The sequence below is a fragment of the Streptomyces phaeoluteigriseus genome (assembly GCF_001896135.2).
Classification (GTDB): domain Bacteria; phylum Actinomycetota; class Actinomycetes; order Streptomycetales; family Streptomycetaceae; genus Streptomyces; species Streptomyces phaeoluteigriseus.
Map to the genome: position 1 here is coordinate 430,303 of NZ_MPOH02000019.1, position 16,934 is coordinate 447,236.

Annotated in this window: 19 protein-coding genes and 1 pseudogene; 7 read left to right on the forward strand and 13 right to left on the reverse strand. The window is 70.2% G+C overall.

Annotated features, from left to right (window positions below; all coding sequences use genetic code 11):
• Positions 1 to 54 precede the first annotated feature (54 nt).
• A complete protein-coding gene (locus BM536_RS31510) occupies positions 55 to 426 on the reverse strand; it encodes a holo-ACP synthase (protein ID WP_094103913.1) in 372 nt (123 codons plus the stop codon).
• Positions 427 to 705: 279 nt separating this feature from the next.
• Between BM536_RS31510 and BM536_RS31515 the strand changes: the two genes are divergently transcribed.
• From BM536_RS31515 to BM536_RS43390, 3 genes and pseudogenes are all read left to right on the forward strand, one after another.
• Complete coding sequence (locus BM536_RS31515) at positions 706 to 1,665, forward strand: hypothetical protein (protein WP_073498039.1); 960 nt, start codon at positions 706 to 708, stop codon at positions 1,663 to 1,665.
• 350 nt (positions 1,666 to 2,015) lie between these two features.
• Positions 2,016 to 2,564, forward strand: a pseudogene (locus BM536_RS44455) (peptidase M16 family protein); the annotation flags it as partial.
• A gap of 703 nt (positions 2,565 to 3,267) precedes the next feature.
• Positions 3,268 to 3,426 (forward strand): hypothetical protein, encoded by a 159-nt coding sequence (locus BM536_RS43390; protein ID WP_158086557.1) that lies wholly within the window; start codon positions 3,268 to 3,270, stop codon positions 3,424 to 3,426.
• A gap of 69 nt (positions 3,427 to 3,495) precedes the next feature.
• Here BM536_RS43390 and glmS read toward each other — a convergent pair whose 3' ends face one another.
• On the reverse strand, positions 3,496 to 5,343 hold the full coding sequence (gene glmS, locus BM536_RS31525) for a glutamine--fructose-6-phosphate transaminase (isomerizing) (RefSeq protein ID WP_073498037.1): 1,848 nt from the start codon (positions 5,341 to 5,343) through the stop codon (positions 3,496 to 3,498).
• 81 nt (positions 5,344 to 5,424) lie between these two features.
• On the opposite strand from glmS, the gene BM536_RS40925 reads away from it, so the two are divergent.
• From BM536_RS40925 to BM536_RS31535, 3 genes are all read left to right on the forward strand, one after another.
• Positions 5,425 to 5,577: a hypothetical protein gene (locus BM536_RS40925; RefSeq protein WP_158086558.1), complete on the forward strand. Its 153-nt coding sequence runs from the start codon at positions 5,425 to 5,427 to the stop codon at positions 5,575 to 5,577.
• A 160-nt stretch (positions 5,578 to 5,737) separates the two neighbouring features.
• On the forward strand, positions 5,738 to 6,727 hold the full coding sequence (coaA, locus tag BM536_RS31530; protein WP_073498035.1) for a type I pantothenate kinase: 990 nt from the start codon (positions 5,738 to 5,740) through the stop codon (positions 6,725 to 6,727).
• A 24-nt stretch (positions 6,728 to 6,751) separates the two neighbouring features.
• On the forward strand, positions 6,752 to 7,684 hold the full coding sequence (locus BM536_RS31535; RefSeq protein WP_073498033.1) for a DUF389 domain-containing protein: 933 nt from the start codon (positions 6,752 to 6,754) through the stop codon (positions 7,682 to 7,684).
• Positions 7,685 to 7,804: 120 nt separating this feature from the next.
• On the opposite strand, the gene glmM is transcribed toward BM536_RS31535, so the two are convergent.
• The 4 genes from glmM to BM536_RS31555 all read right to left on the reverse strand — a co-directional run bounded on the left by glmM (position 7,805) and on the right by BM536_RS31555 (position 11,872).
• The gene (gene glmM / locus BM536_RS31540) at positions 7,805 to 9,163 is read right to left on the reverse strand and encodes a phosphoglucosamine mutase (RefSeq protein ID WP_094103791.1); all 1,359 of its coding nucleotides are present in this window, start codon (positions 9,161 to 9,163) and stop codon (positions 7,805 to 7,807) included.
• Between the two features lie 250 nt (positions 9,164 to 9,413).
• Entirely contained in the window at positions 9,414 to 9,926 is a 513-nt protein-coding gene (rpsI, locus tag BM536_RS31545) for a 30S ribosomal protein S9 (RefSeq protein ID WP_073498032.1), read from the reverse strand.
• A 43-nt stretch (positions 9,927 to 9,969) separates the two neighbouring features.
• On the reverse strand, positions 9,970 to 10,413 hold the full coding sequence (rplM, locus tag BM536_RS31550; protein WP_073498030.1) for a 50S ribosomal protein L13: 444 nt from the start codon (positions 10,411 to 10,413) through the stop codon (positions 9,970 to 9,972).
• A gap of 244 nt (positions 10,414 to 10,657) precedes the next feature.
• A complete protein-coding gene (locus BM536_RS31555; RefSeq protein ID WP_094103792.1) occupies positions 10,658 to 11,872 on the reverse strand; it encodes a glycosyltransferase 87 family protein in 1,215 nt (404 codons plus the stop codon).
• A gap of 74 nt (positions 11,873 to 11,946) precedes the next feature.
• On the opposite strand from BM536_RS31555, the gene BM536_RS31560 reads away from it, so the two are divergent.
• Positions 11,947 to 12,825: a hypothetical protein gene (locus BM536_RS31560; RefSeq protein WP_073498028.1), complete on the forward strand. Its 879-nt coding sequence runs from the start codon at positions 11,947 to 11,949 to the stop codon at positions 12,823 to 12,825.
• Between the two features lie 19 nt (positions 12,826 to 12,844).
• Here BM536_RS31560 and truA read toward each other — a convergent pair whose 3' ends face one another.
• From truA to infA, 7 genes are all read right to left on the reverse strand, one after another.
• Positions 12,845 to 13,699: a tRNA pseudouridine(38-40) synthase TruA gene (gene truA, locus BM536_RS31565; protein WP_073498027.1), complete on the reverse strand. Its 855-nt coding sequence runs from the start codon at positions 13,697 to 13,699 to the stop codon at positions 12,845 to 12,847.
• Between the two features lie 73 nt (positions 13,700 to 13,772).
• The gene (gene rplQ / locus BM536_RS31570) at positions 13,773 to 14,297 is read right to left on the reverse strand and encodes a 50S ribosomal protein L17 (RefSeq protein WP_073498025.1); all 525 of its coding nucleotides are present in this window, start codon (positions 14,295 to 14,297) and stop codon (positions 13,773 to 13,775) included.
• Between the two features lie 167 nt (positions 14,298 to 14,464).
• On the reverse strand, positions 14,465 to 15,040 hold the full coding sequence (locus BM536_RS31575; protein WP_094103793.1) for a hypothetical protein: 576 nt from the start codon (positions 15,038 to 15,040) through the stop codon (positions 14,465 to 14,467).
• Positions 15,041 to 15,162: 122 nt separating this feature from the next.
• A complete protein-coding gene (gene rpsK / locus BM536_RS31580) occupies positions 15,163 to 15,567 on the reverse strand; it encodes a 30S ribosomal protein S11 (RefSeq protein ID WP_010354218.1) in 405 nt (134 codons plus the stop codon).
• A 95-nt stretch (positions 15,568 to 15,662) separates the two neighbouring features.
• Positions 15,663 to 16,043 carry a 30S ribosomal protein S13 gene (rpsM, locus tag BM536_RS31585; RefSeq protein ID WP_020132619.1) on the reverse strand — a complete coding sequence of 127 codons (381 nt, stop codon included), beginning with the start codon at positions 16,041 to 16,043 and terminating at the stop codon, positions 15,663 to 15,665.
• Positions 16,044 to 16,249: 206 nt separating this feature from the next.
• Positions 16,250 to 16,363, reverse strand: coding sequence for a 50S ribosomal protein L36 (gene rpmJ, locus BM536_RS31590; RefSeq protein ID WP_003998809.1), 114 nt, complete (start codon positions 16,361 to 16,363; stop codon positions 16,250 to 16,252).
• A gap of 70 nt (positions 16,364 to 16,433) precedes the next feature.
• Complete coding sequence (infA, locus tag BM536_RS31595; protein WP_004927214.1) at positions 16,434 to 16,655, reverse strand: translation initiation factor IF-1; 222 nt, start codon at positions 16,653 to 16,655, stop codon at positions 16,434 to 16,436.
• Positions 16,656 to 16,934: the final 279 nt, after the last annotated feature.

Sequence of the window (16,934 nt, forward strand, 5' to 3'; positions counted from 1 at the left end):
CGTTCATTGTGAGTATAGGTAACAATGAGCTACCGCTCCCCCCGTCCCGCCCGCCTACCCCTCCGCGACGACCACCGCCGAGGCGACGCCCGCGTCATGACTCAACGACACATGCCATGAGCGCACGCCCAGTTCGGCCGCCCGCGCGGCGACACTCCCCCGTACCCGCAGCCGCGGCTGCCCGCTGTCCTCCACGTACACCTCCGCGTCGGTCCACAGCAGTCCCGCGGGAGCCCCCAGCGCCTTGGCGAGCGCCTCCTTCGCCGCGAACCGGGCCGCGAGCGAGGCGGCGCCCCGCCGGTGTCCGCTCGGCAGCAGCAACTCGCTGTCCAGGAAGAGGCGTTTGGCCAGTCCGGGCGTGCGCTCCAGCGATGCCGCGAACCGGTCGATCTCGGCCACGTCGATGCCGACCCCGATGATGCTCATGCCGAGCACCCTACGACTGCGCAACCGCCCGCCCCGGTCGCCCACGCGATTGTCGGAGGCGGCTGCTAGCCTGCGTCGACTTGATCACACAGTCGCACCGATCACACAGATACCGACAGCAGACGTCACGCACAATTCGCCACACGTCACACCACACACGTCAGATCACGGACGCCAGATCGCAAACGTCAGATCGCAGACGTCACACCATCACTTCACCGCCCGCGCCCTGGGGGGCCAGTCGGCGCGCGCGGACGGCATCGCCAGGGGGCGGGGGCATTGAGCAGTACCACCAGCGGCACCACCACGGGCTCTCCGGGACCGACCTTCGACCCGTACGACAACACACCCGAGCTGATCCCGCTGCGCACGGCCGCGCAGGCCGGTGACTGGCCCGCGGTCCGGGCCTTCGCCGCGCGCCTGGACTCCGCCGACAAGATCTCCGCGGTGTCGTCCGTCCTCGCCGAGATCCCCGGTGTCGAGACCTTCCTGGAGCGGGCGGTCGCCGAACGCCCCGGCGACCCGCTGCCCCGCACCCTGCTCGCCGAGCGGTACGTCCACATCGGCTGGGACATCCGCAGCGGCGCCCGCGCGCAGAACGTCTCGCAGGACCAGTTCGCGCAGTTCCACTCCTGGCTGCGCCGGGCCGAGCAACTGCTGATCGACGTGTGCGCGGAGCAGCCGGCGTACACCCCCGCCTGGACCGTGCGACTGACCACCGCGCGCGGGCTCCAGTTGGGGCAGGCCGAGGCGCGCCGCCGTTACGACCGGCTGGCCGCGCACCACCCGCACCACTACCGGGCGCAGACGCAGCTGCTCCAGCAGCTCTGCCCCAAGTGGGGCGGCACCTGGGAGGCGGCACACGGCTTCGCCCGCGAGTGCGCGACCGCCGCGCCGGACGGCTCCACCTCCGCGGCCCTGGTGGCCGTCGCCCACATCGAGCACTGGCTGGACCTGGACAGCCCCGAGGACACCGCCTACCTGCGGGGTCTGCCGGTCCGCGACGATCTGCGGTTCGCCGCGCAGGTCTCGGTCCTGCACCCCGGCTACCGCCCGGACTGGTACTCGATCGGCGCGCACAGCGTCTTCGCGTTCGCCTTCTCCGTCGGCGGCCACCACGCCGACGCGGCCCGGCACTTCGCCTTTCTCGGCGACCGGGCGACGGAGTTCCCGTGGCAGTACGCGGGCGACCCGAAGGGGTCGTTCCTGAAGTTCCGCAAGCTCGCGACACAGGCCTGAGGGGGCACCGGCACATGACCACCGACCTGCACGACCGGAGCGGACTCGCCGCCCTCGACGGCCTGGTCTCGCACACCACCACCCAGGGCATACCCACCCTCCACGCCGCCCGCTCCGGCCACGAGGTCACCGCGGGCCTCTTCTTCCGGGTGGGCCGCGCGGACGAGACCCTGGCCACCGCCGGCATCACCCATCTAGTCGAGCACCTCGCCCTGCACCGCCTCGGCCTGTCCGACCTGCACTACAACGGCGCGACGGCGAACGCGTACACCCTCTTCCACGTCACCGGCAGTGAGGAGGAGGTCGTCACCTACCTCAACAGCGTGTGCGCCGGCCTGCGGGACCTGCCGATGGACCGGCTGGAGACCGAGAAGGAGATCCTGCGCACCGAGGCGGCGAGCCGCGGCGGCGGCCCCGGCTCCCCGCTCGCGCTGTGGCGGTACGGCGCCCAGGGCTACGGCCTGTCCAGCTACAACGAGCTGGGCACCTGGGGCCTCACCCCCGACCGGGTGCGGCACTGGGCCGAGACCCGCTTCACCCGGGACAACGCGGTGCTGTGGATCACCAGCGACCGCGTACCCGAGGGCCTCGACCTCGGCCTCCCCGCGGGCACCCGCTCGCCGGCCCCGGCCGCGACCAGCGCGCTGCCCGTCACCCCGGCCTACATCCAGGGCGACGACGGCCAGGTCGTGCTCACCTCGGTGCTGCGCCGCTCCACCGCGGCCTCCGTCTTCGCGGACGTCCTCGGCCGGGCCCTCTTCCAGGACCTGCGCCAGGAGGGCGGCTACTCCTACACCGCCGAGGCCGACTACTCCCCGCGCGACGCGGAGTTCGCCACCCTCACCGCCTACGCGGACGCACTGCCGAAGAAGCAGGACGCGGTCGTCGGCGGCTTCGTCGACACCCTCGCCCGGCTGCGCGCGGGCCGCATCGAGCAGTCCGAACTGGACTCCGTGCGCGGCAAGCTCCTGAAGATGTACGACGCCCCCGACCTCGGCGCCGCCGGCCTCCCGTCGTACGCGCTGAGCCTGCTGCTCGGGCACCGGATCCTCTCCCCCGAGCAGCACCGGGCCGAGCTGGAAGCGGTGACCGTCGCCGACCTGCACGAGGTCGCCCGCCGGACATGGGACGGCGCACTGCTCCAGGTGCCCGGCCGGGGCGTCGACTGGGCGGGCTTCACCCTCGCCCCGCAGTACTCGCCGGCCGCCGTCACCGGCACCCGGCACACCTCCCTGGAGGACGACCGGGTCACGCTGGTCATCGGCACCGAGGGCGTCACCCTGGCGACCCCCAAGGGTCCGGTCACGGTCCGCTACGACGCCTGCGCCGCGATGACCACCCGGCCGGACGGCGCCCGCGCCCTCACCGGCCACGACGGCTTCGCGGTCACCGTCGAGCCGACCCTCTTCGAGGGCATCACCGCCGAACGCGTCGCGGCGCTGGACGCGGCCGTTCCCGCCGAGTCCGTGGTCCCCATGCCGGCCCGCGACCCGGAGCAGATCCCCCCGGCCGCGCGAGCGGACACCGGAGCCCGCCGCGAACCGGCGCACGGCGGCCGGCTGGGGCTGGGCGGCCCTCGTCGTCCTGCTGGCCGTGTTGGCCGTGGCCTGGGCCTCACTCGGCGTGTACCTGATCGTCGACCGGATCGACGAGGGCCGCATACCGCCGATCACCGGCACCCTGGGCATCATCGCCCTGGAGGTGGCCCTGCTCCGCTGGACCCGCACGGCGAACCGGCGCCGCAAGCGGGCACGCGTCTGACCGACGGCGCCTTCCCACGGGTGGACGCCGTCGCCTCGAACGGCACTCCACCCGTGGGACGGCCACGCCTCACTCCACCGTCACCGACTTCGCCAGGTTGCGGGGCTGATCCACCTCGTTGCCCCGCGCCGTGGCCAGCTCGCACGCGAACACCTGCAACGGCACCGTCGCCACCAGCGGCTGCAACAGCGTCGGCGTCACGGGGATCCGCACCAGATGGTCGGCGTACGGCACGACCTCCTCGTCCCCCTCCTCCGCGATCACGATCGTCCGCGCCCCCCGGGCCCGGATCTCCTGGATGTTGGACACGATCTTGTCGTGCAGCACGGACCGCCCCCGCGGGGACGGCACCACGACGACGACCGGCAGATCCTCCTCGATCAGCGCGATCGGCCCGTGCTTCAGCTCACCGGCCGCGAAGCCCTCGGCGTGCATGTACGCCAGCTCCTTCAGCTTCAACGCGCCCTCCAGCGCCACCGGATAGCCCACGTGCCGCCCGAGGAACAGCACGGTGTCCTTGCCGGCGAGCGACCGCGCCAGCTCCCGCACCGGCTCCATGGTCTCCAGCACCCGCTCGACCTCCCCGGAGATCCGCGCCAGATCCCGCACGACGGCCCGGATCTCGTCCCCCCACTGGGTGCCGCGCACCTGACCGAGGTACAGGGCGACGAGATAGCAGGCCACCAGCTGGGTCAGGAACGCCTTGGTGGAGGCGACGGCCACCTCGGGCCCGGCATGGGTGTACAGCACCGCGTCCGACTCGCGCGGGATGGTCGACCCGTTGGTGTTGCAGATCGCCAGCACCTTGGAGCCCTGCTCGCGGGCGTGCCGCAGCGCCATGAGCGTGTCCATGGTCTCGCCGGACTGCGAGATCGCGATCACCAGCGACCGCGCTCCCAGGATGGGGTCCCGGTACCGGAACTCGCTGGCCAGCTCCACCTCGCACGGGATGCGCGTCCAGTGCTCGATGGCGTACTTGGCGATCAGCCCTGCGTGGAACGCCGTACCGCAGGCGACGATGACGACCTTGTCGACCTCGCGCAGCTCGGCGACCGGGATCCGCACCTCGTCGAGGGTCAGCGCCCCGGAGACGTCGATCCGGCCGAGCAGGGTATCGGCGACAGCCTTGGGCTGCTCGGCGATCTCCTTGAGCATGAAGTAGTCATACCCCCCCTTTTCCGCGGCTGACGCGTCCCAGTCGACGTGGTACGACCGCACCTCGGCCGGACTGCCGTCGAAACCGGTGACCGTCACCCCGTCCCGGCGCACCTCCACCACCTGGTCCTGACCCAGCTCGATCGCCGACCGCGTGTGGGCGATGAACGCGGCGACGTCCGAGGCGAGAAAGGCCTCACCCTCCCCAACGCCCACCACCAGCGGCGAGTTCCGGCGCGCCCCGACCACCACGTCCGGTTCGTCGGCGTGCACCGCGACCAGCGTGAACGCCCCCTCCAGCCGCCGGCACACCAGCCGCATGGCCTCCGCGAGGTCGCCGGTGCCGGAGTACTCCTCGGCGAGCAGATGCGCCACGGCCTCGGTGTCGGTCTCGGACAGCAACTCGTGTCCGCGCTCGGCCAGTTCGGCCCGCAGCAGGGCGAAGTTCTCGATGATCCCGTTGTGCACGACGGAGACCCGTCCGGCGTTGTCGAGATGGGGATGGGCGTTGGCATCGGTGGGCCCGCCGTGCGTGGCCCAGCGCGTGTGCCCGAGGCCCGTCGTCCCGGCCGGCAGCGGACGGGCCCCCAGTTCCTTCTCCAGATTGACGAGTTTGCCCGCCTTCTTGGCGAAGGCGAGCCCTCCGTCCGCCAGGACGGCGACGCCCGCCGAGTCGTATCCCCGGTACTCCAGCCGCTTCAGCCCGGCCATGACGACCTCGAGAGCCGACTGAGACCCCACGTATCCCACGATTCCACACATGCCCGGCAGCGTACGGCGGGAGAGTGCCCCAAAAGAGCCTCCACGTGCCCGAATTCGGAAATTCCCACGGGGGTACGCACCTTGTTCGTCCGCAACGCCAGCGTCCTGGTGTCGGTGGCGAAGACGTCGACGACCGTGAACGACAACGACGACGCCGGCTGGGACGAGAGGGGCTCCGACGTCGGCCGACCGGCCAGCGATCAGATGCGGGCACGCGGGGACGACGGCGGCTGAGTCTCCTCCGAGTGGTTCACCGAGTCACCCTCTGAGCACCCCTGAACAGCCGCTGAGCAGCCCGGCGCCCGTGTCCCCCTCCCGGGGAGGGCGGCGGGCGCCTCGCCCGGGGTGACGGATCCCACCTGTCATCCTGTTCAAACTCCGTTAACAATGGACTGTGAAATCACCGGTCCCCTCGATACCGCGGAGCGCCCACCGGCAGAAGCCGGAGGCGACTCCCTACGTCGACCTCACCCGTTCCGAGTGGAGCGCGCTGCGCGACAAGACGCCGCAGCCCCTCACCGCGGAGGAGGTCGAGCGGCTGCGCGGCCTCGGTGACGTCATCGACCTCGACGAGGTCCGTGACATCTACCTGCCTCTGTCCCGCCTGCTGAACCTCTACGTGGGCGCCACCGACGGCCTGCGCTCGGCCCTGAACACCTTCCTCGGCGAACAGGGCTCACAGTCCGGCACCCCGTTCGTCATAGGCGTCGCAGGCTCGGTGGCGGTGGGCAAGTCCACGGTCGCCCGCCTCCTCCAGGCCCTGCTCTCCCGCTGGCCGGAACACCCGCGCGTGGAGCTGGTGACCACGGACGGCTTCCTGCTCCCCACCAAGGAGCTGGAGTCCCGCGGCCTGATGTCGCGGAAAGGTTTCCCCGAGTCCTACGACCGCCGCGCCCTCACCCGCTTCGTCGCCGACATCAAGGCCGGGAAGGACGAGGTCACCGCCCCCGTCTACTCCCACCTGATCTACGACATCGTCCCCGACCGGCGCCTCACGGTCCGCCGCCCCGACATCCTCATCGTCGAGGGCCTGAACGTCCTGCAGCCCGCGCTCCCCGGCAAGGACGGCCGTACCCGCGTCGGCCTCGCCGACTACTTCGACTTCAGCGTGTACGTCGACGCCCGCGTCGAGGACATCGAGCGCTGGTACCTCAACCGCTTCCGCAAGCTGCGCGCGACCGCCTTCCAGGACCCGCACTCGTACTTCCGGAAGTACACCCAGGTCTCCGAGGACGAAGCACTCGACTACGCCCGCACGATGTGGCGCACCATCAACAAGCCCAACCTGATGGAGAACATCGCCCCCACCCGCGGCCGGGCCGCCCTCGTCGTCCGCAAGGGACCCGATCACAAGGTGCAGCGGCTGAGTCTGCGCAAGCTGTGATCTGAGCCTGTTAGAAAGGGCGCCATGCTGCACCTGCGCCTGATCACTCCGCCCGACTGCACCGACGACGCGGTCCGCCTGATCGAGAACACGGTCGGCACCACCCACCTCGTGGTGCTGACGGGCGCCGCCCGCGACCCCGAGGGCGACGTCGTGACCTGCGACGTGGCCCGCGAGGCGGGCGACCAACTCCTCAGCGGGCTCCAGAAGTTGGGCCTGGAGAAGACCGGCTCGATCGCCGTGGAGAACATCGACCTGTCACTGTCGAGGCGGGCCGACAAGGCCGAGTCGGACGCTCCGGGCGAGGCCGCCGACGCGGTCCTGTGGGAGCACCTGGTCGACGCGACCCACGAGGAGTCGACGCTCTCGGTCACCTACGTCGCCTTCATCACCCTGGCCACGATGATCGCGGCCTGCGGTGTGGTGCTCGACAACGCGATCCTGATCGTGGGAGCGATGGCGGTCGGCCCGGAGTTCGGCCCGCTGGCCGGAATCTGCACGGCCGCCGTACAGCGCGCCCCCCGCCTGGCGCTGCGTTCCCTGATCGCGCTGCTGGTCGGCTTCGCCGCGGCGATGGCGATCACGGTGGGATTCAGCTTCTTCATGGACGCCGTGGGTCTGTTCACCGAGGAACAACTGGAGGCCGACCGCCCGAACACGGGCTTCATCTACGCCCCGGACTGGTTCTCCTTCGTCGTGGCGATCCTCGCCGGAGCCGCCGGCACCCTCTCGCTCACCTCGGCGAAGTCGGGCGCCCTGGTCGGCGTCGCCATCTCGGTCACCACGGTCCCGGCCGCCGCCAACGCGGCCGTTGCCCTGATCTACGGCGACACCAACCAGACCCTGCGCTCGTCGGAACAACTCCTGCTGAACCTGCTGGGCATCATCCTGGCGGGAACCCTGACCCTGCTGATTCAGAAGTGGCTCTGGTCCCGGCAACGCAACAGCGCCGGGTGACAAATCCCCCGAGGGGCACGGGGCGGTGTCGCTGTGCGGATCCGCCGCGTGGACGCGACGCCCCGCGACGACGCCGCGCCCCGGGGCGCACGGAACGCCCGCCCCGGACGGCCCCCGGAATCAGCCCAGCGCCGACTTCACCGCATCGGCCAACCGGCCGGCGACGGACCGAGCCTGGTCGATGTCCGCCGCCTCCACCATGACCCGCACCAGCGGCTCGGTTCCGGAGGGCCGGAGCAGAACCCGCCCGGTGGCACCCAGCTCCCGCTCCGCCTCGCCGACCGCGGCCGCGAGGTCGGCCGAGCTGGCGACCCGGGACCGGTCCACGTCGGGCACGTTGATCAGCACCTGCGGCAGCCGCTCCATGACGGACGCCAGCTCCCGAAGGGTCCGTCCGCTCTGCGCGACCCGCGCCGCCAGCATGAGCCCGGTCAGCGTGCCGTCACCGGTGGTCGCGTGGTCGAGGATGATCACGTGCCCGGACTGCTCACCGCCGAGCGCGTACCCGTGCTGCTTCATCTCCTCCAGCACGTACCGGTCGCCCACGGCGGCCTGCACGAGCGAGATGCCCTGGCGTTCCATCGCCAGTTTGAAGCCCAGGTTGGACATGACGGTCGCGACGACGGTGTCCGAGCGCAGGGCGCCCCGCTCCTTCATCGCGAGCGCGAGCACGGCGAGGATCTGGTCCCCGTCGATCTCCTCGCCGGTGTGGTCCACGGCGAGGCAGCGGTCGGCGTCACCGTCGTGGGCGATGCCGAGGGCCGCCCCGTGCTCGACGACGGCGGCCTTCAGCTTGCCCAGGTGGGTGGAGCCGCAGCCGTCGTTGATGTTGAGCCCGTCCGGCTCGGCGCCGATCGTGACGATCTCGGCGCCGGCCCGGGTGAAGGCCTCCGGCGAGACACGGGCGGCGGCACCGTGAGCCTCGTCGAGGACGATCTTCATCCCGTCGAGCCGGTTGGGGAGTACGGCGATCAGGTGGGCGACGTACCGGTCGAACCCCTCGTCGTACGAGCGCACCCGGCCGACGCCGGCGCCGGTCGGACGGTCCCAGGGAGCGCCGGTGCGGTGCTCGTCGTAGATCGCCTCGATCCTGTCCTCCAGCTCGTCGGCGAGCTTGTGGCCGCCGCGGGCGAAGAACTTGACGCCGTTGTCGGGCATGGCGTTGTGGCTGGCGGAGAGCATCACGCCGAGGTCGGCACCGAGCGAGCCGGTCAGGTAGGCGACCGCCGGCGTCGGCAGCACGCCGACCCGCAGGACGTCGACGCCCGCGCTGGCCAGACCTGCCACGACGGCCGCCTCGAGGAACTCCCCGGACGCACGCGGGTCCCGTCCGACGACTGCCACCGGACGGTGGCCCTCGAACGTGCCCGCCTCGGCCAGCACGTGAGCCGCCGCGACGGAGAGACCGAGTGCCATCTCCGCCGTGAGATCCACGTTGGCGACACCGCGCACGCCGTCCGTGCCGAAGAGTCGTCCCACTTGTCCTCCTGAGGAAGCGTCAGTTTCGAAAGCCGTGCGGCGCGTCGGTGGATCAGCGGCGGCTCCCGCGTCCAGGCATTCGATGCCCTGAACATCCGATCACACAAGCCTTTGAGCACCTTGTGCCGTTATACGCCCACGGCTGCGAGAAAACGAACGCCCCGGCGGCACTGTGGCGTGCCGCCGGGGCGTTCGGAGTACGTAGGAGCGGGCCGATCGGCCCGCAGCCCGTACGAGCAGGCAGCGAAGCTTAACGCTTGCTGTACTGCGGGGCCTTGCGGGCCTTCTTGAGACCGGCCTTCTTGCGCTCGACCGCACGGTCGTCACGCGTGAGGAAGCCGGCCTTCTTGAGGGCGCCGCGGTTGTTGTCGACGTCGGCCTCGTTCAGCGCGCGGGCGACACCGAGACGGAGCGCACCGGCCTGACCGGAGACACCGCCGCCGGAGATGCGGGCGATGACGTCGTAGCGACCCTCGAGCTCGAGGACCTTGAACGGCTCGTTGACTTCCTGCTGGTGCACCTTGTTCGGGAAGTAGTCCTCGAGGGTGCGACCGTTGATCTTCCACTTGCCGGTGCCCGGGACGATCCGGACGCGGGCGATGGCGTTCTTGCGACGGCCCAGGCCGGCGGCCGGCTGCGGCTCGCCGAAGCGGGAGGCCAGCGACTCCGAGGTGTACTCGCCCTCGACGGGCACCTCGGACTCGGTGGTGTAGCTGTCGATGTCAAGCTCTTCGAGCGGCTGCTCGGCAGTGGTCTCGGCCACGGTTCTCCTCAGATTCTCTTAGCTTGGGGTGGTGTGGCCGGACTTACTGCGCGACCTGGGTGATCTCGTACGGCTGCGGCTGCTGCGCGCCGTGCGGGTGCTGGTCACCCCTGTAGACCTTCAGCTTCGAGAGCATCTGACGGCCCAGCGTGTTCTTCGGGAGCATGCCCTTGACGGCCTTCTCGATGGCCTTCTCGGGGTTCTTGTCCAGCAGCTCGTCGTAACGGACGGAGCGCAGACCACCCGGGTAGCCGGAGTGGCGGTAGGCCATCTTCTGGGTCCGCTTGTTGCCGGACAGGTGCACCTTGTCGGCGTTGATGATGATGACGAAGTCACCGGTGTCGACGTGAGGGGCGTAGATCGGCTTGTGCTTACCGCGCAGGATGGAGGCGGTGGTGCTGGCGAGACGACCCAGGACGATGTCCTGAGCGTCGATGACGTGCCACTGGCGCGTCACATCGCCGGGCTTGGGGCTGTACGTACGCACGGTTCGTAGCCTTCGCTTCGAGTGAGTGGTCCTGACAAGGTCACCGAAGACGATCACGACAGCCCTGACCGCACTGCGGTGACGCATACCGCGTGCAGGTCGCTGGTCATCGGCCCGGTGGACCGGTGTAAGGGCCCGTCCCGTGAGAATGAGCAAGCCAATACACAACGAAGATGCAGGATACCTGCGGTGGCTGGGCCGGGTCAAAACGAGGCTTTCGGCCGCCGGGCATCACTGCTTCTTCTCACCCAGTGTAAATGTGATCGTCGCCGGGGGCCGCCGCCCTCGGGCCCGCGCCCGGCGGCGCGGCCGGTCCCACCCTCGGACGCCGGTCCGGCCGGTGCGCGGCCACGGCGGCCATCAGCCCGCACAACGTCACCGCGTCCTTAAAGGCCCGGCGCTGCACCTGTTCCAGATAAGGCCAGGTCAGACCGGGTAGCTGGGGCACGAGCGCCAGCCAGAACCACGGACCCCGCGCCACCGAGCCCGGGTACGGCAGCCCGGCGAGCAGCAGCGGCACGACGACGACCAGATAGTGGTCGTACGACGGCCGTGAGACCAGGAACACCGAAAGCATCAGCCCCGCCGCGGTCTCGGACAGCCTCAGCGGGCCGGGATCGGCACGGCCCCAGCGCCGGTACGCCGCGACCAGTCCCGCCGCGCAGGCCGCCAGCGCGAGCGTCCGGGCCGCGAGCCGCGGCATCCCCAGCCGCGGCAGCACGGCCCCCGGAGATGCCTCGTACAGCCGCACGAAGGCGTCCTGGCCGTGCAGCAGGAAGGGCAGGGTCCGGGTGAAGAAGCCGGCCGGGTCGGGCAGCAGCAGGGCGCACGCGCCCGAGGCCAGCGCCGGGACCGCGGCCAGGACGGTGAGTGCCTTCCAGCGGCCCGCGAAGAGGAACAGCAGCGCCAGCGGGGCCAGCAGCGGCTTCAGCGCCAGGGCCGTACCGAGCACCGCGCCCGCCGCCGTCCAGCGACCCCGGCTCATCAGCAGCAACCCCAGCGGCAGGGCCAGGACCGCCGTCGCCGTCCAGTTGCCGAGCCGCACCAGGTGCCCGAAGGGCGCGAAGCCGGCCGCGAGCGCGATCAGCCCGAGCGCCGCGAGCCGGCTGTCCAGCGGCACCCGGTGCAGCCGCAGCGCGCACGCCCAGCCGCCCACCAGACAGGCCATGACCACCGACGGCACCAGCACGCGCAGCAGGTCCGGCGGCAGCAGCGCCTGCGGTGCGGCGGCGAGCACCGCGCCCGGCAGGTACAGGAAGTGCGGGTCGTCGTACGGGGAGCGTCCCTCCAGCCAGGCGTGTGCCGCCCGGACGACGATCGCGTTGTCCATGCCGCCGTCCGGGGTGGCCCGCGCCACATGCCCGGTCAGCACGCCCAGCACCGCGACCAGGCCCAACCACGGCGGCCAGGGAGAACGCCGTACCAACCACCCTGACATGTCGCCTTTGCCCGTACTCATTCCCTGAACGCTAGGGGCAGCGGAGCCCGTTGAGGCGGAACAGCACACCTCCGGCCCCGTCTAAGATGCGGCCCATGAGCTATGGGCAGGGGGGACCTCAGTCCCAGTGGGATCCCTGGAAACGGAACTCCGAGCAGCCGTGGACCAGCGGCGCCACGGACCCGACGCCGGACTGGGCCGCACTCGCCGAGGCGTCGGAGTCGCGCAACAGGCGCCGTCGGCTGCTGCTGATAGGCGGGGGCGTGCTCGCGACGCTCGGCGTCGGCACCGCCGTCGCCATGGCCGTGGTGTCGGCGAACGGCGGTGACGAGGCGTCCAACCGGCCGTCCTCCTCGCTGCCCGCCACCGCCGACCTGCCGAGCGCGTCCACGACCCCGTCCTTCGCCCCGACCAGCGCCCCGCCGCCGCTGGACCCGAAGGAGTTCGTCTCCAGCAAGGCCAAGGACAGCGCGCCCAACGGCCCGGACATCATGTTCCCGGGCAGACAGCTGACGATGGGCTCGGCCGTCTACAAGAAGGCCGCGAAGGCCGACACCACCAACTGCGTCACCGCCGTCCAGGGCACCCTGCCCAAGGTGCTCACCGACAACGGCTGCACCCGCCTGATGCGCGTGACCTACGTCAAGGACGGCGTCGCCGTGACGGTCGGCGTGGCCGTCTTCGACACCGAGGCCCAGGCCCTCAAGGCTAAGGGCCAGGCCGACAAGAGCAGCATCGTCAAAGCGCTGACCGGCACCGACGCCAAGTCCTTCTGCGCCGGCGCGATCTGCCGCTCGACGACCAACTCCTACGGCCGCTACGCCTACTTCACGATCACCGGCTTCACCGCCGGCAAGGACGTGACGACGAAGGACACCCAGGTCTTCGCCGCGGGCGACGGCCTCGCGGAGTTCACGTTCCAGCAGATCCGCCGCCGCGGCGAGACCCAGGCATCGGCGGCGGCGGACCAGTGACCCTCTCCCCGGGGGCGGGTCAGCAGCACCCGGCCCCGGGCAGCGTCCGCCTGTTCCGCGCCTCCCTGTTGCGCGCGGCCAGCAGCTCGTCGGCCGGATAGCCGACCTCCTCCAGCGTGAGTCCGTGCGGCCGTACGACATGCACCGCCGAGTCCCGTACGCCCGCGGCCAGCACCTTTCCCGGCCATTCCGGACCCCGGTGCCCGTCCCCCACGAACAGCAGCGCCCCGATCAGCGAGCGCACCATGTTATGGCAGAAGGCGTCGGCCCGCACGGTCGCCGTGACGATCCCGTCGTCACCGCGCACCAGGCTCAGCTCCTGGAGGGTGCGGATCGTGGTCGCCCCCTCGCGCCGCTTGCAGTAGGCGGCGAAGTCGTGCTCGCCCAGCAGCCGCCCGGCCGCCTCGTTCATGGCGGCGACGTCGAGGGGCCAGTCGTGCCAGAGGACGTGACCGCGCAGCAGCGGGTCCACCCCGCCCGGGTTGTCGGTGACCCGGTACGCGTACCGCCGCCAGACCGCCGAGAAGCGGGCGTTGAAGCCGTCGGGAGCCTCCCGCAGCGCCCACACCCGTACGTCCTTGGAGAGCCGCCCCGCGAGCCGCTTGAGCAGCTTCGCGCGATGCTCAGCCCAGACCTCGCGCGGCAGATCGACATGCGCGACCTGCCCCCGCGCGTGCACACCGGCGTCCGTACGCCCGGCCACGGTCAGCTCGTACGTCTCCCCCGACCGGGTGACCGTGCGCAGGGCGTCCTCGATCTCCCCCTGCACGGTCCGCCGCCCGCCGGCCTGCTTGGCCCACCCGGAGAACTCCGTCCCGTCGTAGGACAGGTCCAGCCGCACCCGTACGAAACCGGGCTGTACTTCGTCACTCACCCCTAGATCCTCTCGACAACGCGAGAGCGGGCCCGCCCCGAAGGGCGGACCCGCTCACACGCAAGGCAGAGCCTCAGGCGTCCTTCGACTCCTCGGACGCGCCCTCGGCCTTGGCCTCGGCAGCGTCCTCGACGACCTCGTCGGACTTGGCCTCGACGGCCTCGTCCTTCTTCAGGGCATCTTCCTTGACCGCGCGCTTCGTCGCGGCCTCGGCCTCACCGGTCGCCTGCTGCGCCACCGTCAGCGCCTCGACCAGCTCGATGACAGCCATGGGCGCGTTGTCGCCACGGCGGTTACCGATCTTGGTGATACGGGTGTAACCACCCGGACGGTCCTCGTAGCGCGGACCGATCTCGGTGAAGAGCGTGTGCACGATGCTCTTGTCCGAGATGACCTGGAGCACCTGGCGACGGTTGTGAAGGTCACCCTTCTTCGCCTTGGTGACCAGACGCTCGGCGTACGGCCGCAGACGGCGGGCCTTCGCCTCGGTGGTGGTGATACGGCCGTGCTCGAACAGCTGCTTCGCCAGGTTCGCGAGAAGCATCTTCTCGTGCGCGGCGCTGCCGCCCAGACGGGCACCCTTGGCGGGCTTCGGCATGGTCTTTCTCCTCAGTGTCTGCCCCGGCCGTACCAGGTACCGGGGTCAGTATCCGAGCGGGCGGTCGCCCGTCGGAGATCCGGGAGCAGCCCCGTGGGGGCGCTCCCGGAGGTGGCGCGGGGAAGGCACCGCGCGATCAGGCACAGCACTTCCGCACCCGAGACCGATCAGTACTGCTCGGTCTCCACGAAACCCGCGTCCACGTCGTCGTCGGCGCCGAAGGCGTCGGCGGCGGCGGTCGGGTCGAATCCGGGCGGGCTGTCCTTGAGGGCCAGGCCCATGCCGGCCAGCTTCGCCTTGACCTCGTCGATCGACTTCGCACCGAAGTTGCGGATGTCGAGCAGGTCGCCCTTGCCGTTGAGCGTGGCGAGGACCAGGTCGGGGTTGTGCACCTCGACACCGGCCGGCGGCGCGATGTCGGCGGCAGTGACCAGACCCGGACCCTGCTTGCGCAGGTACATCACGACCGGCTCGTCGTGCTCCGAGGAGACGACCAGCTGCTTGATGTTGAGGATCAGGTCGGTGACGTCCTCCTTGACGCCCGGCACGGTGGTGAACTCGTGCAGCACGCCGTCGACGCGGATGGACGTGACAGCCGCACCCGGAATCGAGGACAGGAGGGTCCGGCGGAGGGAGTTGCCGAGGGTGTAGCCGAAGCCCGGCTCCAGCGGCTCGATCACGAACCGGGAGCGGAATTCGTCGACGACCTCTTCGGTCAGTGACGGACGCTGAGCAATCAGCATGGTGCGTTCCTTCTGTCAGGGGCGACCGCTATTTGACGCCCTGATATGAGACAAGGGTACGGGCGATACGACTCCGAGGAGCCATACCGCCCGAAAGCCTCAGTCCGACAAGCAGCCGTGCGTCAGACGCGGCGGCGCTTCGGCGGACGGCAGCCGTTGTGGGGCGTCGGGGTGACGTCCTGGATGGAGCCGACCTCGAGGCCCGTGGCCTGCAGGGAACGGATCGCGGTCTCACGACCGGCGCCCGGACCCTTGACGAACACGTCGACCTTACGCATGCCGTGCTCCTGCGCGCGACGGGCAGCCGACTCGGCGGCCATCTGCGCGGCGAACGGCGTGGACTTGCGCGAGCCCTTGAAACCGACGTGGCCGGCGGAGGCCCACGAGATCACGTTTCCGGCCGGGTCCGTGATGGACACGATCGTGTTGTTGAACGTGCTCTTGATGTGCGCCTGGCCGTGCGCGACGTTCTTCTTTTCCTTGCGGCGCACCTTCTTGGCAGCGCCCTGACGACCCTTGGGGGGCATCTAATACTCCTACGGGAGGTGGTCGGTCCTACAGCGAAGACCGCTTCGGGGGTCTGGGGGCATCCCCCAGAACGCACAAGTGCGTCCGCTGAGGACTACTTCTTGCCCGGCTTCTTCTTGCCGGCGATGGCGCGACGCGGGCCCTTACGGGTACGAGCGTTCGTGCTGGTGCGCTGACCGCGGACGGGCAGACCACGACGGTGACGGAGACCCTGGTAGCAGCCGATCTCGACCTTGCGGCGGATGTCGGCCTGGATCTCGCGACGGAGGTCACCCTCGGTCTTGATGTTGGCGTCCACGTACTCGCGGATCGCGACGAGCTGCTCCTCGGAGAGGTCGCGAACGCGGGTGTTCGGGTCGACGCCGGTCGCAGCCAGCGTCTCCTGGGACAGGGTTCGGCCGATGCCGAACACGTAGGTGAGGGCGACCTCCACGCGCTTTTCGCGCGGGATGTCAACACCGGAAACGCGTGCCATTCAATGGCTCCTGGTGATCTTCGGAGGTCTTCCACAGAACCGTCCCCCAGCCGCCGGCCTCTTCCCTGGGAAGATTTGGTACGGACTGGGTCCCCGGCCTCCGAACCGGGGGTGTCAGACCAGAGGTCTGGGTTCTGCGTATGAACATATTCAGCTCGCGTCGCGCGAAGTTCTGCGTGATGCAGAGGGTGGGGATCTGGGTGCGATCAGCCCTGGCGCTGCTTGTGGCGCGGGTTCTCGCAGATCACCATGACCCGACCATGACGGCGGATCACCCTGCACTTGTCGCAGATCTTCTTGACGCTCGGCTTGACCTTCATGGGATGTGAGGTTCTCCGGGTCAGTTGCCGGTCACCCCGTGCGGGAACGCACGGGGGGCCTGGGCAAGATCTACTTGTACCGGTAGACGATCCGGCCACGCGTCAGGTCGTACGGAGACAACTCCACCACGACCCGGTCGTCAGGGAGGATGCGGATGTAGTGCATGCGCATCTTGCCGCTGATGTGTGCCAGGACCTGGTGGCCGTTCTGGAGCTCGACCCTGAACATGGCGTTCGGAAGAGACTCGACGACAGTGCCCTCGATCTCGATGGCACCTTGCTTCTTGGCCACGCTTCGCCCTTCGAATCGACTACCTTGATCGACTCCTGGGCTTTCCCTTACGGGCGCATACAGACATGCGGGTGCACAAGAGCCGACGAGTCAGTCTACGTCAGCGCACCCGGAAACACGAATCGAGGAAGGAAGTGTGCCCCGCCAAGGAGATCCTTAAGCGGCGGCCGGCCCGTCCGGCGTCCGAGACCGATGCCGACGAGGCGAACGAGGTCGTTCAGGCCGTACGGGGGACCGGGGGCACAACCCCCGGGTGCGGGACGGGAGGGGCGGCGGGGG